This window comes from Candidatus Burkholderia verschuerenii (assembly GCF_001189365.1).
Taxonomy (GTDB): Bacteria; Pseudomonadota; Gammaproteobacteria; order Burkholderiales; family Burkholderiaceae; genus Caballeronia; species Caballeronia verschuerenii.
The window spans coordinates 18430-37134 of the sequence record NZ_LFJJ01000008.1 but is presented as its reverse complement, the minus strand read 5'-3'; the positions used below and the strand labels follow the sequence as shown (position 1 = coordinate 37134).

10 protein-coding genes and 6 pseudogenes are annotated in these 18705 nt (G+C 64.8%); 10 read left to right on the top strand and 6 right to left on the bottom strand.

Features of this window, described 5'->3' with window-relative positions; genetic code table 11:
- The first annotated feature begins 241 nt into the window (after positions 1–241).
- From BVER_RS03475 to BVER_RS03445, 9 genes and pseudogenes are all read left to right on the top strand, one after another.
- Positions 242–1027 carry a substrate-binding domain-containing protein gene (locus BVER_RS03475; RefSeq protein ID WP_050452099.1) on the top strand — a complete coding sequence of 262 codons (786 nt, stop codon included), beginning with the start codon at positions 242–244 and terminating at the stop codon, positions 1025–1027.
- Positions 1028–1239: 212 nt separating this feature from the next.
- Positions 1240–4572: an ATP-binding protein gene (locus BVER_RS03470; protein WP_232316362.1), complete on the top strand. Its 3333-nt coding sequence runs from the start codon at positions 1240–1242 to the stop codon at positions 4570–4572.
- Positions 4539–5190, top strand: a pseudogene (locus tag BVER_RS35470) (ATP-binding protein); the annotation flags it as partial. The gene BVER_RS03470 and the pseudogene BVER_RS35470, both read left to right, overlap by 34 nt.
- 160 nt (positions 5191–5350) lie before the next feature.
- The gene (locus BVER_RS33310; RefSeq protein WP_232316361.1) at positions 5351–6106 is read left to right on the top strand and encodes a response regulator; all 756 of its coding nucleotides are present in this window, start codon (positions 5351–5353) and stop codon (positions 6104–6106) included.
- Between the two features lie 16 nt (positions 6107–6122).
- Positions 6123–7003 (top strand): annotated as a pseudogene (locus BVER_RS03465) (LysR substrate-binding domain-containing protein).
- Positions 7004–7115: 112 nt separating this feature from the next.
- Positions 7116–7852 (top strand): annotated as a pseudogene (locus tag BVER_RS03460) (SDR family NAD(P)-dependent oxidoreductase).
- Positions 7853–7932: 80 nt separating this feature from the next.
- Positions 7933–9264, top strand: coding sequence for an MFS transporter (locus BVER_RS03455; RefSeq protein ID WP_050452098.1), 1332 nt, complete (start codon positions 7933–7935; stop codon positions 9262–9264).
- A 28-nt stretch (positions 9265–9292) separates the two neighbouring features.
- On the top strand, positions 9293–10147 hold the full coding sequence (locus BVER_RS03450) for a transketolase (RefSeq protein WP_050452097.1): 855 nt from the start codon (positions 9293–9295) through the stop codon (positions 10145–10147).
- Complete coding sequence (locus BVER_RS03445) at positions 10144–11127, top strand: transketolase family protein (RefSeq protein WP_050452096.1); 984 nt, start codon at positions 10144–10146, stop codon at positions 11125–11127. Before BVER_RS03450 ends, BVER_RS03445 begins: the two co-directional genes overlap by 4 nt.
- Here the strand turns inward: BVER_RS03445 and BVER_RS03440 are convergent.
- The 6 genes and pseudogenes from BVER_RS03440 to BVER_RS03415 all read right to left on the bottom strand — a co-directional run bounded on the left by BVER_RS03440 (position 11124) and on the right by BVER_RS03415 (position 17914).
- Complete coding sequence (locus BVER_RS03440) at positions 11124–11711, bottom strand: DUF2894 domain-containing protein (protein ID WP_050452095.1); 588 nt, start codon at positions 11709–11711, stop codon at positions 11124–11126. The genes BVER_RS03445 and BVER_RS03440 overlap by 4 nt on opposite strands.
- Positions 11704–12352, bottom strand: a pseudogene (locus BVER_RS03435) (OmpA family protein). Before BVER_RS03435 ends, BVER_RS03440 begins: the two are co-directional and overlap by 8 nt.
- A pseudogene (locus BVER_RS03430) lies at positions 12349–14815 on the bottom strand (DUF802 domain-containing protein). The pseudogenes BVER_RS03435 and BVER_RS03430 overlap by 4 nt, the downstream one beginning before the upstream one ends.
- A gap of 10 nt (positions 14816–14825) precedes the next feature.
- Positions 14826–15505: pseudogene (locus BVER_RS03425) on the bottom strand (DUF3348 domain-containing protein).
- 112 nt (positions 15506–15617) lie between these two features.
- Entirely contained in the window at positions 15618–16703 is a 1086-nt protein-coding gene (locus tag BVER_RS03420; protein ID WP_050452119.1) for a linear amide C-N hydrolase, read from the bottom strand.
- A 239-nt stretch (positions 16704–16942) separates the two neighbouring features.
- Positions 16943–17914 carry a SphA family protein gene (locus BVER_RS03415; protein ID WP_050452094.1) on the bottom strand — a complete coding sequence of 324 codons (972 nt, stop codon included), beginning with the start codon at positions 17912–17914 and terminating at the stop codon, positions 16943–16945.
- 337 nt (positions 17915–18251) lie between these two features.
- Here BVER_RS03415 and BVER_RS03410 point away from each other — a divergent pair, with 337 nt between their 5' ends.
- Complete coding sequence (locus tag BVER_RS03410) at positions 18252–18698, top strand: Csu type fimbrial protein (RefSeq protein ID WP_157055916.1); 447 nt, start codon at positions 18252–18254, stop codon at positions 18696–18698.
- The last annotated feature ends 7 nt before the right edge of the window (positions 18699–18705 follow it).

The window sequence follows — 18705 nt, the reverse complement described above, 5'->3', positions numbered from 1 at the left end:
TTTCTCTTTTGCGATAAATCCGATTCAGGCCGTGCATCGATCGTTAGCAAATCGAACGGCGTTCAATGACGCCTGAGACATTAACCCGGTCTCATTGCCTGGAACAATGAACGATTTGAAGAAGGCTGTTTCGCAAAGCGCATCGCTTCGAAAATCGAGGGGACGGGAACGATATCGGATTCGATCCGCTATAGTGCAAAAACTTATGTCAATCAGAGCGCTCCGCATGGCACGATCTCCGTTGAAGTCCCTCTTCAGCAAGCTTGCCGCCTTCAGTTTCGTTGCTGCCTCGGCGACGTTGCCGGTCGCATCGCACGCGGTCGAATTGCATGTGATGAGTTCGGGCGGATTCACCGCCGCCTACAAAATCCTCGGGCCGAAGTTCAGCGCGCAAACCGGCGATACGCTCGACACCGCGCTCGGGCCGTCGATGGGCCACGCGCCCGAAGCCATCCCGAACCGGTTGGCGCGCGGCGAAGCGGCCGATGTCGTCATCATGGTCGGCTACGCGCTCGACGATCTGATCAAGCAGGGCAAGGTCGCGGCCAATTCGCGCGTGGAACTGGCGGATTCGCGTATCGGCATGTCGGTGAAAGCGGGCGCGCCGAAGCCCGATATCGGCAGCGAAGCGGCGCTGCGCGAGACGCTGCTGCACGCGAAGTCGATCGCCTATTCGGATAGCGCGAGCGGCGTCTATATCCAGAACGAGATGTTTAAGAAGCTCGGCATCGAGGATCAGGTGCGGCCCAAGGCGAAGATGGTGCCGAAGATTCCGGTTGCGTCGGTGGTGGCGAACGGCGAGTACGAAATCGGCTTTCAGCAAGTGAGCGAACTGCTGCCGGTGAAAGGCGCGGAGTTCGTCGGCCGGGTGCCGGAATCGGTGCAATCGGTGACGCGCTTCGCGGCCGGCATTCCGGTCGGCGCGAAACATCCCGACGAGGCGCGCGCGTTGCTGCGCTATCTCGCATCGCCCGACGTGCAGGATACGGTGCGCGCCACCGGCCTCGATCCGGTCGCCGCACACTAAAACGCGTTGACCCGGCACGGACGCGCGCGGAACCGGCGATCCGAGGCGAACGCCGTTTCCGTGCGAGAATCCGCCTACATCCTGCGCTGCCGTTTCCGGCGCTGCCGTTTCCGGCGCTGCCGTTTCCGGCGGCGAAATACCGATACCTGAGAGAACGCGCGCGTCATCGCCCCGGCGATGCACGAGAAAAGCCGCGAGGAGAAAAAGCGTCCATGAAAGCTGACCAGTCGATTCCGGAGACGAGGACAGGCGGCCCACACGCGGCCATGCCGAGCTTTCTCGCGGGCGGCGGCGAAATGGGCGCGCTCATCCGCGGCTTCGACTGGACGCGGACTTCGCTCGGCGCGCCGCAACACTGGCCGCAGAGTCTCAAGACGGCCGTGCGCATCGTGCTGACCTCGCGCCAGCCGATCTGGGTCGGCTGGGGTCCGGAGCTGCTGTTCTTCTACAACGACGCGTACCGCTCGATCATCGGCGGCAAGCATCCGCGGGCGCTCGGCCAGCCGACGTCGGTCGTGTGGCGCGAAATCTGGGACGATATCGGCCCGCTGCTGGACATCGCGCTTGCCGGCACCGAAGGCACCTTCGTCGAGCAGAAGCTGCTCATCATGGAACGCAACGGCTTTCCCGAAGAGACGTATTACACCTTCTCCTACAGCCCGATTCCCGACGACGACGACGGCGCGCCCGCCGGCATCATCTGCGCCAATAGCGACGATACGCAGCGCGTGCGCGGCGAGCGGCAAATGCTGGTGCTGCGCGAACTCGCCACCTCCGCCGTCGATGCGCGCACCTGGCGCGACGCCAGCACGCGGTCGATCCAGGCGCTCGGCAAGTCCCCGCGCGATGTGCCGTTCGCGCTGCTCTACGCCGCCGAATCCGGCGATGAAACCGCCACGCTGACCGGCGCCTGCGGCATCGAGCCGGGCCACGCCGCCGCGCCGCTTACGCTGCACGCGACGCACGCCGCGCCGTGGCCGGTATTCGACACGCTGCGCGACGGCCAGCCGCGCATCGTCGACACGCTCGGCGAGCGCTTCGACGAAGCGCTGCCGACCGGCGGATGGAACGCGCAGCCGACTTCCGCCATCGTGCTGCCGAGCGCGCCGTCGGGCGAAACCGGGCGCGCCGGCGTGCTGATCGCGGCGCTCAATCCGTATCGCCTCTTCGACGACGGTTATCGCGCGTTCCTGAATCTGGTCGCCGGGCAGATCGGCGCGGCCATCGGCCATGCGCACGCCTACGACGAGGAACGCCGCCGCGCCGAAGCGCTCGCCGAAATCGATCGCGCCAAGACCACGTTCTTCTCCAATATCAGCCACGAGTTCCGCACGCCGCTCACGCTGATGCTCGGCCCGATGGAAGCGCTGCTCGCCAATCCGCAGCGCGTCGGCGAGGAAGACGCGCGGCTTATCGAGATCATGCAGCGCAACGGTCTGCGTCTGCTCAAGCTCGTCAACGCGCTGCTCGACTTTTCGCGGATCGAGGCCGGGCGCATCGAGATTCATCGGCAGCCGACGGATATCGCCGCCTTCACCGCCGAACTCGCGTCGCTGTTCCACTCGGCGATCGAGTCGGCGGGATTGCAGTTGCTGATCGATATTCCGTCGACGCCGGTGATTGCCGGAATCGATCGCGACATGTGGGAAAAGGTCGTGATGAACCTGCTGTCGAACGCGTTCAAGTTCACCTTCGAAGGCGCGATCGGCATTGCGCTGGCAGTCGATGCGGACGACGGCATCGAGATGAACGTGCGCGATACCGGCATCGGCATTCCCGAGGATGAACTCGCGCGCGTGTTCGAGCGTTTTCATCGCGTCGCGGGCGCGACCGGGCGTTCGGTGGAAGGCAGCCGCATCGGCCTTGCGATGGTGCAGGAACTCGTCAAGCTGCACGGCGGCGCGATCGCGGTATCGAGCGAGCCCGGTGCGGGCGCGTGTTTCACCGTGACGCTGCCGGCGGCGGCATCGCATGAGACGAAACCGGACGCGCCGCTCGCCCGCGCCAGCAGCCGCGCGCATTCCTATGTCGATGCCGCGCTGCGCTGGATTCCCGACGCCGACGAAGCCGCGCCCGCCGCGTCCATCGATCCCAATGAAGCCGATCTGGACGCGAATCTCGCCGAAGACGCGCCCGGCCGCGTGCTGATCGTCGACGACAACGCCGATCTGCGCGACTACATGCGCCGACGGCGGGCCACGACGTCAGCGTCGCCGCCGATGGCGCGGCCGCGCTCGACCTGGCGCGCGCTGCCGCCCGACGTCATCGTGTCCGACGTGATGATGCCGCGTCTCGACGGCTTCGGCCTGCTGCGCGCCGTGCGCGACGACGACGCCCTGCGCGAGACGCCGGTCGTGCTGCTGTCGGCGCGCGCGGGCGAGGAAGCGCGCGTGGGCGGTCTCGACGCGGGCGCGGACGACTATCTCACCAAGCCCTTCTCCGCGCGCGAACTGCTGGCGCGCGTGGCGAGCAATCTGCGGCTCGCGCGGCTGCGGCGCGAAACGGAGCAGAAGCTGCGCGACGAATCGCGCATGCTCGAAGTGCTCAATCGCGTGGGCACGGCGGTGGCTGGCGAACTCGATCTGTCGCGCGCGGTGCAGGTCGTCGTCGATGCCGCGACCGAACTGACCGGCGCGTCTTTCGGCACGTTCTTCTACAACGTGCTCGACAAAGCCGGCGGCCGCTACACGCTCTATACGCTCTCGGGCGTGCCGAAGGACACCTTCGCCAGCTTTCCGATGCCGCGCAACACCGAAGTGTTCGCGCCGACCTTCGAAGGCACCGGCATCGTGCGTTCGGACGACATCACCAAAGACCCGCGCTACGGGCGCAATCCGCCGCATCACGGCATGCCGAAGGGTCATCTCGCGGTGTGCAGCTATCTGGCGTCGCCGGTGCTTTCGCGCGACGGCGAAGTGCTCGGCGGGCTGTTCTTCGGGCATCCGGAGGCGGGCGTGTTCGACGAGCGCGCCGAGCGCATCGTCAAGGGCATCGCGGCGCAGGCGGCGATTGCCATCGACAATGCGCGGCTGTTTCAGGCGGCGCAGGATGAAATCGGCGCGCGTTCGAAGGCGCAAGCCGCGCTGCGCGATCTGAACGAAACGCTGGAGCGGCGCGTCGCCGATGCCGTTGCGGATCACGACCGGCTGTGGGAACTGAGCGAAGACCTGTTCTGCGTGACGAGCTACGACGGCGCGCTGTTGCGCGTGAGCCCGTCGTGGTCGACAGTGCTCGGCATGGACCTCGAACGTCTGCACGCGCGCACGATGCTCGATCTCGTCCATGCCGACGATGCCGTCGCGGTATCGGCGGAATTCGACAAGCTGCGCCGCAGCGGGCAGCCGGTGCGTTACGAATGCCGGCTCGGTCGCGTCGATCAGGGGGCTGGCGCTGGATCGCGTGGAATCTGTCCTTCGATCCGAAGACGCGGCGCATTCACGGCGTGGGCCGCGACGTCACCGCCGACCGCGAAACCGCCGATGCTTTGCGTCACGCCGAGGAAGCGCTGCGCATGGCGCAGAAGATGGAAGCGATCGGCAAGCTGACTGGCGGCGTCGCGCACGACTTCAACAATCTGCTGCAGGTGATCGGCGGCAATCTGCAACTGCTGGCGAAGGATGTCGCCGGACAGGAGAAGTCCGAGCAGCGCGTGAAGAGCGCGTTGGCGGGCGTGGCGCGCGGCGCGAATCTCGCCTCGCAACTGCTCGCGTTCGGCAGACGTCAGCCGCTCGCGCCGAAGGTGGTGGACCTCGGCCGCTTCGTGCGCGGTCTCGACGATATGTTCCGCCGCGCGCTCGGCGACGGCATCGAGATCGAAACCATCGTTTCGGGCGGCCTGTGGAATACGCTGGTCGATCCGTTTCAGGTCGAGAACGCGCTGCTCAATCTCGCCATCAACGCGCGCGATGCGATGACCGGCCACGGCAAGCTGACCATCGAAGCGGGCAACGCCTCGCTCGACGAAGCCTACGCGCTGCGCAACGCCGAGGTCACGCCGGGCCAGTACGTGATGGTCGCGGTGACGGACACGGGCTCGGGCATGTCGCCCGAAGTGCTGGAGCGCGCCTTCGAGCAGCCGTTCTTCACGACCAAGCCGCGAAGGGCAAGGCACAGGCCTCGGGCTATCGATGGTGTACGGCTTCGTCAAGCAATCCGGCGGCCATGTGAAGGTCTACAGCGAGGAAGGCCACGGCACCACGGTGCGCATCTATCTGCCGCGCGCGCGAGGAAGAAGACCTCGAAACCGATATCGACGCCGGTCCCGCCAAGGGCGGCAGCGAAACCATCCTCGTGGTCGAGGACGACGAGGAAGTGCGCGCGACCGTGGTCGCGCTTCTCGCGGATCTCGGCTATCGCGTGCTGCGCGCGAAGGATGCGCAAAGCGCGCTGGCCATCGTCGAAAGCGGCGTGCCGGTCGATCTGCTCTTCACCGATGTCGTGATGCCCGGCCCGCTGCGCAGCACCGAACTCGCGCGCAAGGCACGCGAGTGCGTGCCGGGCATCGCGGTGCTGTTCACTTCGGGCTATACGGATAACGCCATCGTGCATGCGGGACGGCTCGACGAAGGCATCGATCTGTTGAGCAAGCCCTATACGCACGAAGCGTTGGCGCGCAAGGTGCGGCTCGTGATTACGCAGCAGGCGAAGGACAGCGCGCCGGAAGCCGCGCCGGAAGACGTGCCCGTCGTATCGAAAGCGCCGCAGGACGACGCGTTCTCGCATATGCGCGTGCTGTTCGTCGAAGACAACGAGATGGTCCGCGCCAGCAGCGCCGAACTGCTGCGCACCTTCGGGCTCGATCTGACCGAAGAAGCGGCCAGCGTCGACGAAGCGCTCGCGCTGCTGCGCAATCAGCGTTTCGATCTGCTGCTGACCGATGTCGATCTCGCGGGGCAATCGGGCGTGCAACTCGCGATCGCCGCGTGCAAGGAGAAGCCCGCGCTCGGCGTGGTGTTCGTCACCGGCTACGATCTCGTCCTGAGCGACGCCGAACGGCGCGCCCTGCCCCATGCCATTCAGTTGCGCAAGCCGTACGATCCGCTCGCGCTGATCAATGCGTTGAACTCGGCGGCGGCGTAATCGTCGGGCTTCGTTCATGCGCCTGCCTCCGCTCAAATCCATCATCGCGTTCGAAAGCGTCGCGCGAACCAAAAGCGTCAATCGCGCGGCCGACGAACTCGGCCTCACGCCGTCGGCGGTCAGCCATCAACTGGCGAATCTGGAGAGCATCGTCGGACGGCCGCTGTTTACGCGGCTCGGGCGCGGGTTGGTACTCACGCCGACCGGCACGCAATATCTGTCCGATGTCACCGAACTCAATCGCGCGACCGAACGCGCGTCGAGCGAAACCTCGGTCGAGATCTTGCGGATTCATTCGGGCCCGAGCTTCGGCTTTATGTGGCTGTTGCCGCGTCTCGCCGCGTTCCAGGAAGCAAACGATATCCAGATCAACCTCTCGCGTGCTCGTACGAGGATATCTCGCTCACCAGCGGTTATTACGATATCGACGTGCGTCACGGCTATGCGCACTGGAACGATGTCGAAGTAAAGACGCTGCGGCACGAGACCATCGCGCCGCTTGCCTCGCCCGCCTTTCTCGAACGATGCCAGGTGAAGACGCCGCACGATCTGCTCGAACGGCGTTTGATCTTTTCCGAATCGCCGCTCGTGCAGTGGCAGCAATGGTTCGGCAAGTTCGGCGTCGCGGTGCGCCACAAGCTGTTCGATTTTTCCTTCGATCGCTCGTATATGTCGCTCGAAGCGGCCGCGCTCGGGCATGGCATCGCGCTGGAAAGCACCATGCTCGCGTCGGTGCATCTGCAACGCGGCACGCTGGTGCCCGTGTTCGGCCCGGAACACGCGGTCGAAGTGGGCGCGCATCATCTCGTCTATCCGCCGCAAAACGCGGGCTTGCCGCGCGTGGCGAAGTTTCTCGCGTGGATGGACGAGCAGCTTCCGAGCCGGCCCAAGGGATAACCCTCGATAGCTGAAAATTTCTCAGCCATAGCTGAGCCAAACTCCGTTGATGCTCAGGTGCGCGCGGTCCACACTGTGCCTACACCAACCAATCAATCAACGGAGACACGACATGTTGCTCGAGAATCAAGTGGTCATCGTCACGGGCGCGGCATCGGCAAAGCCACCGCGAAGGCGATGGCCGCGCAAGGCGCGCGTGTCGCGATCCTCGATCTGCGTCTGGAAGACGCCGAAAAAGCCGCCGCCGATCTCGGCGCGGGCCACCTCGGCCTCGCCTGCGACGTCACCGACAAGGCCGCGTGCGTCGCCGCCGCGCAGGCGGTCATCGACAAGTACGGACGCATCGACGCGCTGATCAACAACGCGGGCATCACGCAGCCGATCAAGACGCTGGAGATCGCCGCCGAAAACTTCGACGCCGTGGTCGACGTCAGTCTGCGCGGCACGCTCTACATGTCGCAAGCCGTGATTCCGCAGATGAAAAAGCAGCAAGGCGGCAGCATCGTGTGCATGTCGTCGGTGTCGGCTCAACGCGGCGGCGGCATCTTCGGCGGACCGCATTACAGCGCGGCCAAGGCTGGCGTGCTCGGGCTCGCGAAAGCAATGGCGCGCGAGTTCGGCGGCGACCATATCCGCGTGAATTCGATCACGCCGGGCCTGATTCAAACCGATATCACCGGCGACAAGCTCACGCCGGAAATGCGCGCGGACATCATCAAGGGCATTCCGCTCGGCCAGCTCGGCGAGGCGAACGATATCGCCAATGCGTGCCTCTTTCTCGCCAGCGGTCTGTCGACGTATCTGACGGGCATCACGCTCGACGTCAACGGCGGCATGCTGATTCATTGATCGATCGGCATAGCGATCGGCAAAGCGATCGACACAGTCAAGCACCCGGGCGAACCCGGGGCGATCACGGAGACAGGATCATGAAACATCCACTGGCCACGACGGCGAGCACGGCCGAATTCGCGCCGCCCGACGATGCAGCCGCGAGCTTCGAAGCGAAGACGTATGCGAAGGTCGCGCGCCGCCTCATCCCCTTTCTGATGCTGTGTTATCTCGGCGCGTATCTGGATCGCGTCAATGTCGGCTTCGCGAAGTTGCAGATGCTCAACGATCTGCGCTTCTCGGAGACGGTGTACGGCATCGGCGCGGGCATTTTCTTCCTCGGCTATTTTTTGTTCGAAGTACAGAGTAATATCGTGCTTCACAAGGTCGGAGCGCGTAACTGGCTCGCGCGCATCATGCTGACGTGGGCATTGATTTCGGCGAGCTTCATGTTCGTGAAATCGCCGACGGTGTTTTATATCCTGCGCTTTTTGCTCGGCGTCGCCGAAGCGGGTTTCGCGCCGGGCGTGATCCTCTATCTCACCTACTGGTTTCCGGCCACGCGCCGCGCCAAGGCGCTGTCGATGTTCTTCATGGCGATTCCGCTCGCGGGTATCGTCGGCGGTCCGCTGTCGGGCTGGATCCTGCACGCGTTCCACGATGTCAACGGTCTCGCCGGATGGAAGTGGCTGTTCATGCTCGAAGCGCTGCCGTCGCTGGTGCTGGGTTTCGCGATTATCTTCTATCTCGACAACGGCATCGCCAGCGCCAAGTGCCTCATCGACGACGAGAAGGCTCTGCTCAAGCGCAACGTCGAGAAAGACAACGCGCAGAAAGTGGAGCACGTGTCGATCAAATCCTTCATCGGCGATCGTCGTTTGTGGCTGATGGCGTCGATCTACTTTTGCGTCGTGTTCGGGCAATACGGCCTCACGTTCTGGCTGCCGACCATCGTGCGGCGCACCGGCGTGGCGGACCCGCTGTGGGTCGGCCTGCTGACCGCGATTCCGTATGTCTGCGCCATCGTCGCGCTGCCGCTGCTCGGTTCGAGCGCCGACAAGCGACGCGAACGCCGCCTGCATCTCGCCATTCCGATGCTCGTTTCCGCCGCTGGTTTCGCCACTTTGCCGATGTTGGGCAGCGTGGGCGCGTCGATCGTCTGCCTGAGCGTGGCGGCGGCGGGCATCCTCGCGTCGTCGTCGCTGTTCTGGGCCTTGCCGACCGCCGTGCTCGGCGGCATGTCGGCGGCGGCAGGTATCGCAGCGGTCAACTGCTTCGCCAATCTCGCGGGATTTTTCTCGCCGGCCATCGTCGGCTGGCTCAACGACTTCACGGGCAAATCCACGGCCGGGCTGATCTTCATCTCGGCGGCGGTCGTGCTGGGCGCGGTGCTGGTGTTCTTCGTGCCGGCCAAAACCGTCAATCGCTAACACGCTTTTTCAAAAGGAGACAACGCACATGAGCACTCCCGTCCTCGAGGAGGTGACGCTCGCCGAGCGCGCCTATCGCATTCGCCGCAACGCGCTCTTGATGGGCGAAGTACAAGGTCAGGGCTATATCGGGCAGGCGCTCGATATCGCCGACGTGCTGGCCGTCGCCTACTTCGGCGCGATGAATTACCGCGCCGCCGATCCCGAATGGGAAGGCCGCGACCGCTTCCTGCTCTCGAACGGCCATTACGCGATCGCGCTGTACGCGGCGCTGTTCGAAGCGGGCATTCTGCCGCCGGAAGAACTAGAAACCTACGGCAGCGACGACAGCCGTCTGCCGATGTCCGGCATGGCCAGCTACACGCCCGGCATGGAAATGTCGGGCGGCTCGCTCGGCCAGGGTTTGACGATCGCCGTGGGCCGCTGCCTTGGCCTGAAGCGCAAAGGCTCGAAGTCCTTCGTCTACACGCTTTTTTCCGATGGCGAACTCGACGAAGGCGCGGTCTGGGAAGGCCTGATGTCCGCCGCGCATTGGAAGCTCGACAACCTCATCGCGATGATCGACGTCAACAATCAGCAGGCCGACGGCCCGTCGACGCAGATCATGGCCTTCGAGCCGCTGGTGGAGAAGCTCGAAGCCTTCGGCTGGTACACGCAGCGCGTGAACGGCAACGATATCGACGCCGTGAAGCAGGCCTTCGATAACGCGCGAAACCTGAAGGACGCGAAGCCGCGCATCATCGTGTGCGATACGAAGATGGGCTGCGGCGTGCCGTTCCTCGAACAGCGCGAGAAGAACCACTTTATCCGCGTCGATCCGCACGAATGGAAGCTGGCGCTGGACGCATTGCAACAAGGACACGAACAAGGGAGACAGGCATGAGCACGCGCCTCAAGACATCGGCGATGATCGCCTCCATCGCGGGCGAAGGACAGGTCACGCGATCCGCGCCGTTCGGCCACGCGCTCGCGGAACTGGCGCGCACGAAAAGCGACATCATCGGCATGACGGCCGATCTCGGCAAGTACACCGACCTGCATATCTTCGCGAAGGAATTCCCCGAGCGGTTCTATCAGATGGGCATGGCCGAGCAGTTGCTGATGGGCGCGGCGGCGGGCTTCGCGCACGAAGGCGCGCAGCCGTTCGTCACGACCTACGCGGTCTTCGCGACGCGGCGCGCGTACGACGTCATCCATCAGACGATCGCGGAAGACAACCTCGACGTGAAGATCGTCGCGGCCTTGCCGGGACTCACGACGGGTTATGGCCCGAGCCATCAGGCGGCGGAAGATCTCGCGCTGATGCGCACGATGCCCAACATGACCGTGATCGATCCGTGCGATGCGCTCGATATCGAGCAGATGGTGCCCGCGATTGCCGCGCACAAAGGCCCGGTGTATGCGCGCCTGCTGCGCGGCAACGTGCCCGCCGTGCTCGACGAATACGACTACCAGTTCGAACTCGGCCGCGCCAAGATGCTGCGCGACGGCCGCGACGTGCTGATCATCTCATCGGGCCTGATGACGATGCGCGCACTCGAAACCGCCAAGGCGCTCGAAGCCGACAAAGTGGATGTCGCGGTGATGGACGTGCCGACCATCAAGCCGCTCGACACGGAGGCGATCATCCGCGAGGCGAAGCGCTCGGGCCGCATGGTCGTGGTCGCGGAGAATCATACGGTGATCGGCAGTCTTGGCGAAGCGGTCGCGACGACGCTGCTGAGCGCCGGCGTATCGTGCGCGTATCGGCAGATCGCGTTGCCCGATGCGTTCCTCGATGCGAGCGCGCTGCCGACCTTGCATGACCGCTACGGGATTTCGACGGAGAAGATGGCGGGGTCGATCAAGGGGTGGCTGGGCTAACGCGCCTTGCCGCGCCTCGTCTTCTTCGCCACGACGGCGCGCGGCGCTTCCCGCTGCGGCCAGGCCATCTCCTCGAGCCACGCCAGCGAGTCGAGATAGCCAAGAAAGTACTGCAAATATTCCGGCGACACATCCTGCATCACCGCAAGCAAGCGATGCACGAGGCTGCTCGAATTGAGCGGCCCCGCGTTCTTCGGCACTTGCGCGAGCGATTCGCGCACGCGCTTTTCCGCGCTGACCTTGGACCACACGCCGCGCAGATAATCGAGCAATTCGGCGGGCACCGCATGATTCGCGGCGCGCTCCGAGAGCGCTTGCAGCAAGCCCGCAAACGGACTTTCCAACGCACGCGATTCCGGTTCGACAGACGCACCCGCGCGTTCGACATCGCGCGCGTAGTCGTCGAGCAAGGACGACAGGCGCGCATCCAGCACGCGACGCGCTTCGCCTTCATGCGACGATGCCCGTCGCGCCAGCGCTTCGATCACGCGAAAACGCATGCGATCCATCGCATCGTCGCCGCGCGCGCGCCAGGCGTCGAGCTGCGTGTGCGCCCTCATCACGATATCGATGCGATCAGTCATGCGGCTTGGCCACCGAACTCGTCGGACGCGGCACCGCCGATATTTCCACGCGACGGTTCTTCGCGCGCCCTTCCTCGTCCTTGTTCGAACTCACCGGCTGCTCGGAGCCGAACGCCGCCGCGAAGACCGATGCCGGCGGTACGCCCGCATCGATCAACGCGCGCGTGACGGTCAGTGCGCGCTTGGCCGACAGTTCCCAGTTGTCCCGCGAATCGGCGATTGTTTTCGTGCACCTGCTGATCGTCGGCGAAGCCGCTCACCATCATGATCTGATCGTGCGAGCCGAGATACGCCGACAGCGGACCGGCGAGACTCTTCAGCACGTCGCGCCCTTGCGGCTGCAACTGATCCGAGTTCAACGCGAACAGCATATTGCCCGCGATGCCGATGCGCCCGTTGACCAGCGTCACGCGCCCCGACGCGAGCGGCCCGGCGATCGCCTGTTCGAGCGTCTTGCGGCGCAGCGCTTCTTCCTGCTGCTGCTTGACCGCCTGTTCGAGCTTCGTCGAAAGCTGCAACTGCACGCCGATCACGCCGACCAGAATCAGCACGAACGCGCCGAGCAGCACCGACATCAGATCGGCGAACGCGGCCCAGACCGGCGCGGAGGATTCGGCGTGGCCGTCGAATTCCTCGTTCATGCGGCCTTCGCTCCCGACATCGCGCGCTGTTCGGCGAGTTGCTGCAAGTCCTCGACGATCTGCTTCTGCGACATCATGCTCAGGTCGATCACCTCGCGCGCCTGCGCGACGTAATACGCCAACTGTTCATCGCTGCGCGCGAGCGACTTGTCGAGCGCCGCCTCGATACGCTGCAATTGCGTCACGAGCGTTTCGTTCGATGCGCCGAACGCCTGCACCGCCGCGCCGAACGCATCCGACAGGCTCGCGACTTCCACCGCGCTGCCGCTCACGTGCGCGCTCATGGCGTCGAGCTTGGCGGTTTCGGTTTCGAACTTCGTCGTGAATTGCGTGCCGACGCGTTCGAGCAGATCGGCCGAGCCGGTGACGAGCGCATCGACCGCCGCGCGCTGTTCGCTCGACGCGAGATTGACCGCGTCGAGCAGCGTGTCGAGCGTCGACAGCAGACGCGCGCGTTCGTCGAGCATGGCGGTGTCGCGGACCATCGAATCGGAGAGTTGCTGGCGCAGTTCGCCGATGACTTCCGCCGCCGCAATCGGCGCTTCCGACGCGCGCTGCACCAGCCCTTCGATCTGCGCGATGGTCGCGTTCGCGTGCGCTTCGGTGCGCGCGGAGACATCGCTGGCGGTCTGGGCCAGCGCATCGCAAATGGCCTGCTGCTGCGTCGCGGCGACCGTGCTGACCGCTTGCCATTCGTCGCGCAAGGTCGAGGCCAGCGCGCCAAGCGCGTCGGTCCAGGCGGCGAGACGCGCTTCGTTGCCGGCTTCGAGCTGCGCGCGCAAGTCGGCATGCGCGCCGTCGAGCGAGGTCACGAACGATGCGGCCTGCCGTTCGAAATGCGCAGACGCGCCGTTCAAGGCGGTTTTCTGCTGCGCGAGCGCGTCGCGCCAGACATCGTTCAGATTCGACGATGCCTGTTCGAGACACGCGGCGATACCGTCGATCATAGTCGTGGCGCGCGCGTCGAAGGTCTGTGCGATGCGCTCGATCGATTGCGCCTGCGCGTCCGCGACGCTCGCGGCCTTCACCGATACATCGTCGACGAGCGAGGCCGAACGCTACTCGAAGCCCTGCGCAAAGCGATCGAACGATGCCGCCATATGTTCGCTCTGCGCGCCGTTCGCCTCGGCAATGCGCGCAACCGACGACTCCAGCGCTTCGTTCATCGCGCGAATCTGCGTGGACATGCCATCGGCGAGATGCGCCGCGCGCTGCTCGAAGCCCTGCGCGAAGCGATCGAACGATGCCGCCATGTGTTCGCTCTGCGCGCCGTTGGCATCGGCGATGCGCGCAACCGATGCGTCGAGCTTGCCGTTCAGCGTATCCATGTGCGACGACACGCCGTCGACGAGACTCGTTGCACGCGTATCGAACGACTCGGAGAAGCGCGCCAGCGACGCGCCCATTTCGCCCACCAGCGCCTCGTTCGACTGGCGATGCGCGTCGAGCGAGCGGTCCCAGATATCCGCGACCTTCGCCTTCGATGCCTCGAAGCCGCTGGACAAGCCGTCGAGCTGACGCGCCACCGCCTGTTCAACGTTCGCGTGCAGCGACGTCGTCTCGCGCGCGATGCCGTCCATCGTCGCCTGCATGATCGGCTGCAACGCGGCGCTGGCGGCGCGCGCTATCCGCGACGCTCTGCTTCAGCGACAACTCGACCGAGTTCGCCAGCCGCCGGTACGCGGTCTCCGTCTGCGCGTGAAACGCCTGCTGATTCGCCAGCTGCTGCTCGTGCGCGGCGATACTGCGCGCGTCGATGGCGGCCATCAGCTTGTCGAGATGATCGGCGAGGCGCGGCATCATGTCGGCTTGACGCTGCATCAGCCGGAACGATTCCTCGCGACGATGCGTTTCGGTGAAGCCGCGCAGCGACGTCGCGATGCGGGCATCGAGCGTACCGACTGCCTGAAGCCGCTCGCGATGGCTCAAGGCCGACAGCAAGCCGAGCATCGCCGAGGTCGACACGCCCGCGATCGAGGTGCCGAACGCGAAGCTCAAACCCGTCACCGGCGCGGCGAGCGAGGCGCGGATCGCGGACAGATCGGTCGCGCTTTCGAGCGCCGCGCCCGTGCCGTGCAGCGTCACGACCATGCCGAGCAGCGTGCCGAGCATGCCGAGCAACACCAGCAGACCGATCAGATACGGCGTCAGCGCCGGCGCGGGCATCACGCTGCGTTCGCCCTCGATCCGCAGACGCACCGCATTGCGCAGGCTCGGCGGCACGTTGTCGAGCCACACGGCGAGGCTTCTGGGCGGCGTCTGCAAGGCGTCGAGCGCCTGCGCGAACGCGCGCGTAGTCTGCTCGTAGCGATACAACTCCGCGACGCCTGCGAGATAGCACGCGCCAATCAGCAAGGTCACGGCGAACGCGAGCGCATTCGAGCCGATATAGCCGACGGCGATGCCCAGCACGGCGGCAAGACCAGCGAGGAAAACTACAACGTTCAGAAGATATCGGGGCATGGCGTGCCAGTTAGCGAGCGCGAAGGGCCGCGAGCAACCCTTCGACCGGTTGAAAACGGACTTCCAGTTCTGCGAGCAACACGCTCTGCATATCGTTGCGAAAACCATCGAGCCACGCGTTCGATGCAGGCGCATCATCGTTCGCGTCATGTGCACCGGGCTGCGCGCGGCGCAGACGCTCGAAATACTGGCCGAGCAGCAGCGGCACTTGCGCGAGCAGCGTGTGTTCGCGCGCGGCGAGCGCGTGTTCCATCACGGCATCGAGCACGGCGCGCAGACGCGCGCGCAATGCGCCGATGTCGGTTTCCATGCTCTGCTGCAAGACAGATAGCGCTGACGGAACAGCGTGAAATCGACCGGCGCATCGTCCGGCGGCGGCTGCACCGGCGCGCGATGCCGGCCGCGCGCGGCGGCCTCGGCACGCTCGCCGCGCACGATGGCTTTCACCAGCGCCGCACGCGTCTGCGCGCTCGCGTCTTCTTCCGCGCTCGTAGAGGATCGCGCGCCGGCGCTTGCGGGCGAATCGCCTGCGAGCGCGTTCGACAGCGCGATCGCATCGGTCCAGCCGAGCCACTGGCTCAGACGGTCCGACAACGAGGACGCGGGTGCTTGTACATCGAGATCGGCGAGGCGGGTCAGCAGGCGAACGAGCGCCGGACCGCCGAATGCCGTGCGCGTGGGGGCTTGCACGATACCATCGGTGACAAAAACCCGCTAGTTTACACGGCGGCGCGATGCGATCGGCTGCAAATGTCCGCCGTTTTTAGGGGCCGATGGCGAAGCCCCGCGAATCAAGGCAATATCAAGGCGCTTTGGCCGGCATGAAGGTGAACGACGGCGTCGCCACGAAGTTGGCCGCCGTTTCGCCCGAGAACACCTGTCCGCCGTCGATGGTCAGCTTCATCACCGGCGCGCCGGGATTCAGGTTGAGCTTCTTGAGCGAGACCCAGAAGGTATCCGGGCGCGTCGCCGAATCGAAGTAATAGACGAGGTTTTGCTGATCGGAGACGGTGCGCCAGATCGTCGACGACAGATTCGGCTGCTCCGGCGTGCTGATGCCGAGCGGCACGCTCACCGAGCGCATCAGGCTCATCACGCTCGCGACCGCCTGATACGCATACGACTGCTGCGGCACGCCCGCCATGTAGGCGGGATCGGCCTTCTTCGGAATGGCGTCGAGCAGAAACGACGCGCGCACGAAGCGGTCCGCCGCGCGATTCGTGCCCGGCAAAAAGCCCGAACCGCCGACGCTCTTCCAGTACGTGTCGATGGCGAGCTGATCGTCGTAGATCGGCGAGTTGGTCATCACTTTGTACTTCTTGCTCTGATGGATGATCAACTTGCCGTTGAGGTATTCGAGGATCGCGGAATCGCCGCGCGCATCCGACAGCGACAGATGAATCGTCAGCGGTTTGCCGTTCGGCAAGGGCGGCGCGATGATCTGGAACGGCTCGCGGCTCAGCACGTAGACCGCCTGCGCGACGGTCGCGAAGTTGTCGAGCGCGTACTGCGCCCACAGGCTGATCGACATCGAATCGCGTTTCGGATCGGGCTTGCCGTAATCGGTCTCGGCGAGATACAGCGCGTTCGCCACGAGGCCGCGCTCGTTCATGCCGTCGACGGTGCCGATCTCGTAGCCCGACACCACCACGCTGCCGTACTTCGATTTCCACTTGATGGAACGCGGCCCCGCGTTGCCGTCGCGCTCGATGCCCGCGGGCATCACCCACAGATTGGAGCGCATGTCCTCGGACCAGTCCATCGAGCGGCCCGTGATGACGAGGCCCTTGTCGCCGACATAGAGCGTGCGCGTGCAGCCGAACGCGAGCGACACGTTGAGCAGTACGAGCGACAGGAAACAGGCGAGCTTGAGGCTAAAACAAGGCATGTCTTCTCCCTTGGATGTCATGGTTCTTCGTTCAGCGGCGTCATGATCGTTATTTCGATCCGACGCATAGTACCGCTCGGCGACGACGTTTCAGTTTCGGATTCGAATCGGACCATGCGTCGAACGATCGATACAGCGCGGAAGCACGCGTTGCATGATGCCCGTGTCGCGCGCGCGCCGCAATGCGCGGGGGAGAGTTTCGCGCAGTGGTAAATGAGCCGCCTGCCTCCTTCAGAACTTCAGAACGCCAGCGTCGCCGTCGCCAGGAACGTCTTCGTGCTCTTCAATCGATTAGTACTCTGAATCGATGGCACCCATCGCAGGCTCGCCGATAGCGGCGTCTTGCCGCCGATCTTGCAGTCGTAGGTCAGAATCGGGCCGAGCGTGAAGTCGTGGCCGACGAAACCGTCCAGCCGGTCGGCCGTCGGCCCGCTGTCGTGACCCAGTTGCTGCACCGTGCCCATCACCACGCCGACGCCCACGCCGTTGGCGAACTTCTTCAGGCCCATCAAATCGAGCGTGAGCAGCGGCGCGTTCTGATAATCGGTGGCGGTATTGCGCGTGTAGAACTGCAGACCGAGCACCGCATCGAATTCGAGGCCGTATTTCGGCATCAGATGCGTCCAGGCGATCTGCGGCACGAAGGTCCACGTATTGAGGCCCGGATTCGCCAGCGCGCCCGCTTCGTAATTGCCGGTCGGCGCCCAGAAGTTGAAGCTCAGCGCGATGTGATCCGTCTGCGAGAAGTGATACCCCGCCTCGATCGGCGTGAAATACATGTCGTAGAGATTCGACGCGCGATCGCCGAGCGCCTTCGAGCCCTGACCGATGGCGAAGGTGCCGCCCACCTCCGTCCACACATACGGCAGCGTGACGCCCGACGCGAAATCCCAGCCGCCGTAGCCGCCCCACGTACGCACCAGCGTCGCGAGCGTGAAAGACGCCTTGCCCTCGAGCCCGAGCGATGCCCGCCCGCCGACCGGCACTTCCCGGTTGCCGGAAATCGTCCCGTCTATATAGAGCTGCTGGAGGCTCACGATCCACATCGGCTCCGGCGGCACGATGCCCACGCCGGACAGCGCGCTCGTGCCCGCGACCGGACGCCCGAGCCCGCCTTCGGTCGCCCAGGCGCGAATCGGGCCCAGCGCCGCGCCGAGCGCGGAAACGGCCAGCGCAGCCAGCGCAATGCCGCGCGATATCGGCTTTTTCATGCCTTCACCTCTTCTGTCAGGCGATTCGGCATCCAGCAATATGCAAATTTTCCCGCGCTATAAAGCACGCCGCGACACACTTTGGGACGCCGAAAGCGATCCGGCGCGCCCATAGTTACCGGGTCATATTTACTTAGCGAAAATTAATCGCCGAAAGCCTTAAGGATTTATTTCCGACTGTCGTTAATGGATTCAGGAATGGCCGGAGGGCACCCCAGGGCATTCCATCGACACGCATACGGAGATAAAAATGCGGACCCAAACTGAGAGAAACCGTCGCATCAAGGCTTTGGCCAAGGCGACGGGGATTGCGATCGCGCTCGCCGGCGCGGCGCCCATGCTGGCGGATGCCGCCAGCCCGAAGACCACCACTTTCACGGTGTCGTTGACGATTCAGGCGGACTGCGCGATCACCGCGAATCCGCTCGATTTCGGTACGACCGGCCTCATCACCAGCAACATCGACCAGTCGACGACGCTCAACGTGACCTGCAGCTCGGGCACGGCGTACAACGTCGGCCTCGACGGCGGCTCGGTGAGCGGCACGGCGATCAACGCGCGCCTGTTGGGCGGCACCGGATCGAACACGGTCAATTTCGGCCTGTATCGCGATTCGGCACGCACCCAGAACTGGGGCAACACGGTCGGCACCGACACGCTGTCGGGCACCGGCAACGGCGGCGGCGGCGGCCAGTCGCTGACCGTCTACGGCCGCGTTCCCACGCAAACCGCACCGGCCGCAGGCGCCTACTCGTCGACCATCTCGGCGACCGTCACGTTCTGAGGACGCC

Excerpts from the sequence above, each read along its gene's own strand:
- BVER_RS03420 (WP_050452119.1), bottom strand. The coding sequence starts at position 16,703 with ATGCCTTGTTTTAGCCTCAAGCTCGCCTGTTTCCTGTCGCTCGTACTG.
- BVER_RS03450 (WP_050452097.1), top strand. The coding sequence starts at position 9,293 with ATGAGCACTCCCGTCCTCGAGGAGGTGACGCTCGCCGAGCGCGCCTAT.
- BVER_RS03470 (WP_232316362.1), top strand. The coding sequence starts at position 1,240 with ATGAAAGCTGACCAGTCGATTCCGGAGACGAGGACAGGCGGCCCACAC.
- BVER_RS03445 (WP_050452096.1), top strand. The coding sequence starts at position 10,144 with ATGAGCACGCGCCTCAAGACATCGGCGATGATCGCCTCCATCGCGGGC.
- BVER_RS03455 (WP_050452098.1), top strand. The coding sequence starts at position 7,933 with ATGAAACATCCACTGGCCACGACGGCGAGCACGGCCGAATTCGCGCCG.
- BVER_RS03415 (WP_050452094.1), bottom strand. The coding sequence starts at position 17,914 with ATGAAAAAGCCGATATCGCGCGGCATTGCGCTGGCTGCGCTGGCCGTT.
- BVER_RS03410 (WP_157055916.1), top strand. The coding sequence starts at position 18,252 with ATGCTGGCGGATGCCGCCAGCCCGAAGACCACCACTTTCACGGTGTCG.
- BVER_RS03440 (WP_050452095.1), bottom strand. The coding sequence starts at position 11,711 with ATGACTGATCGCATCGATATCGTGATGAGGGCGCACACGCAGCTCGAC.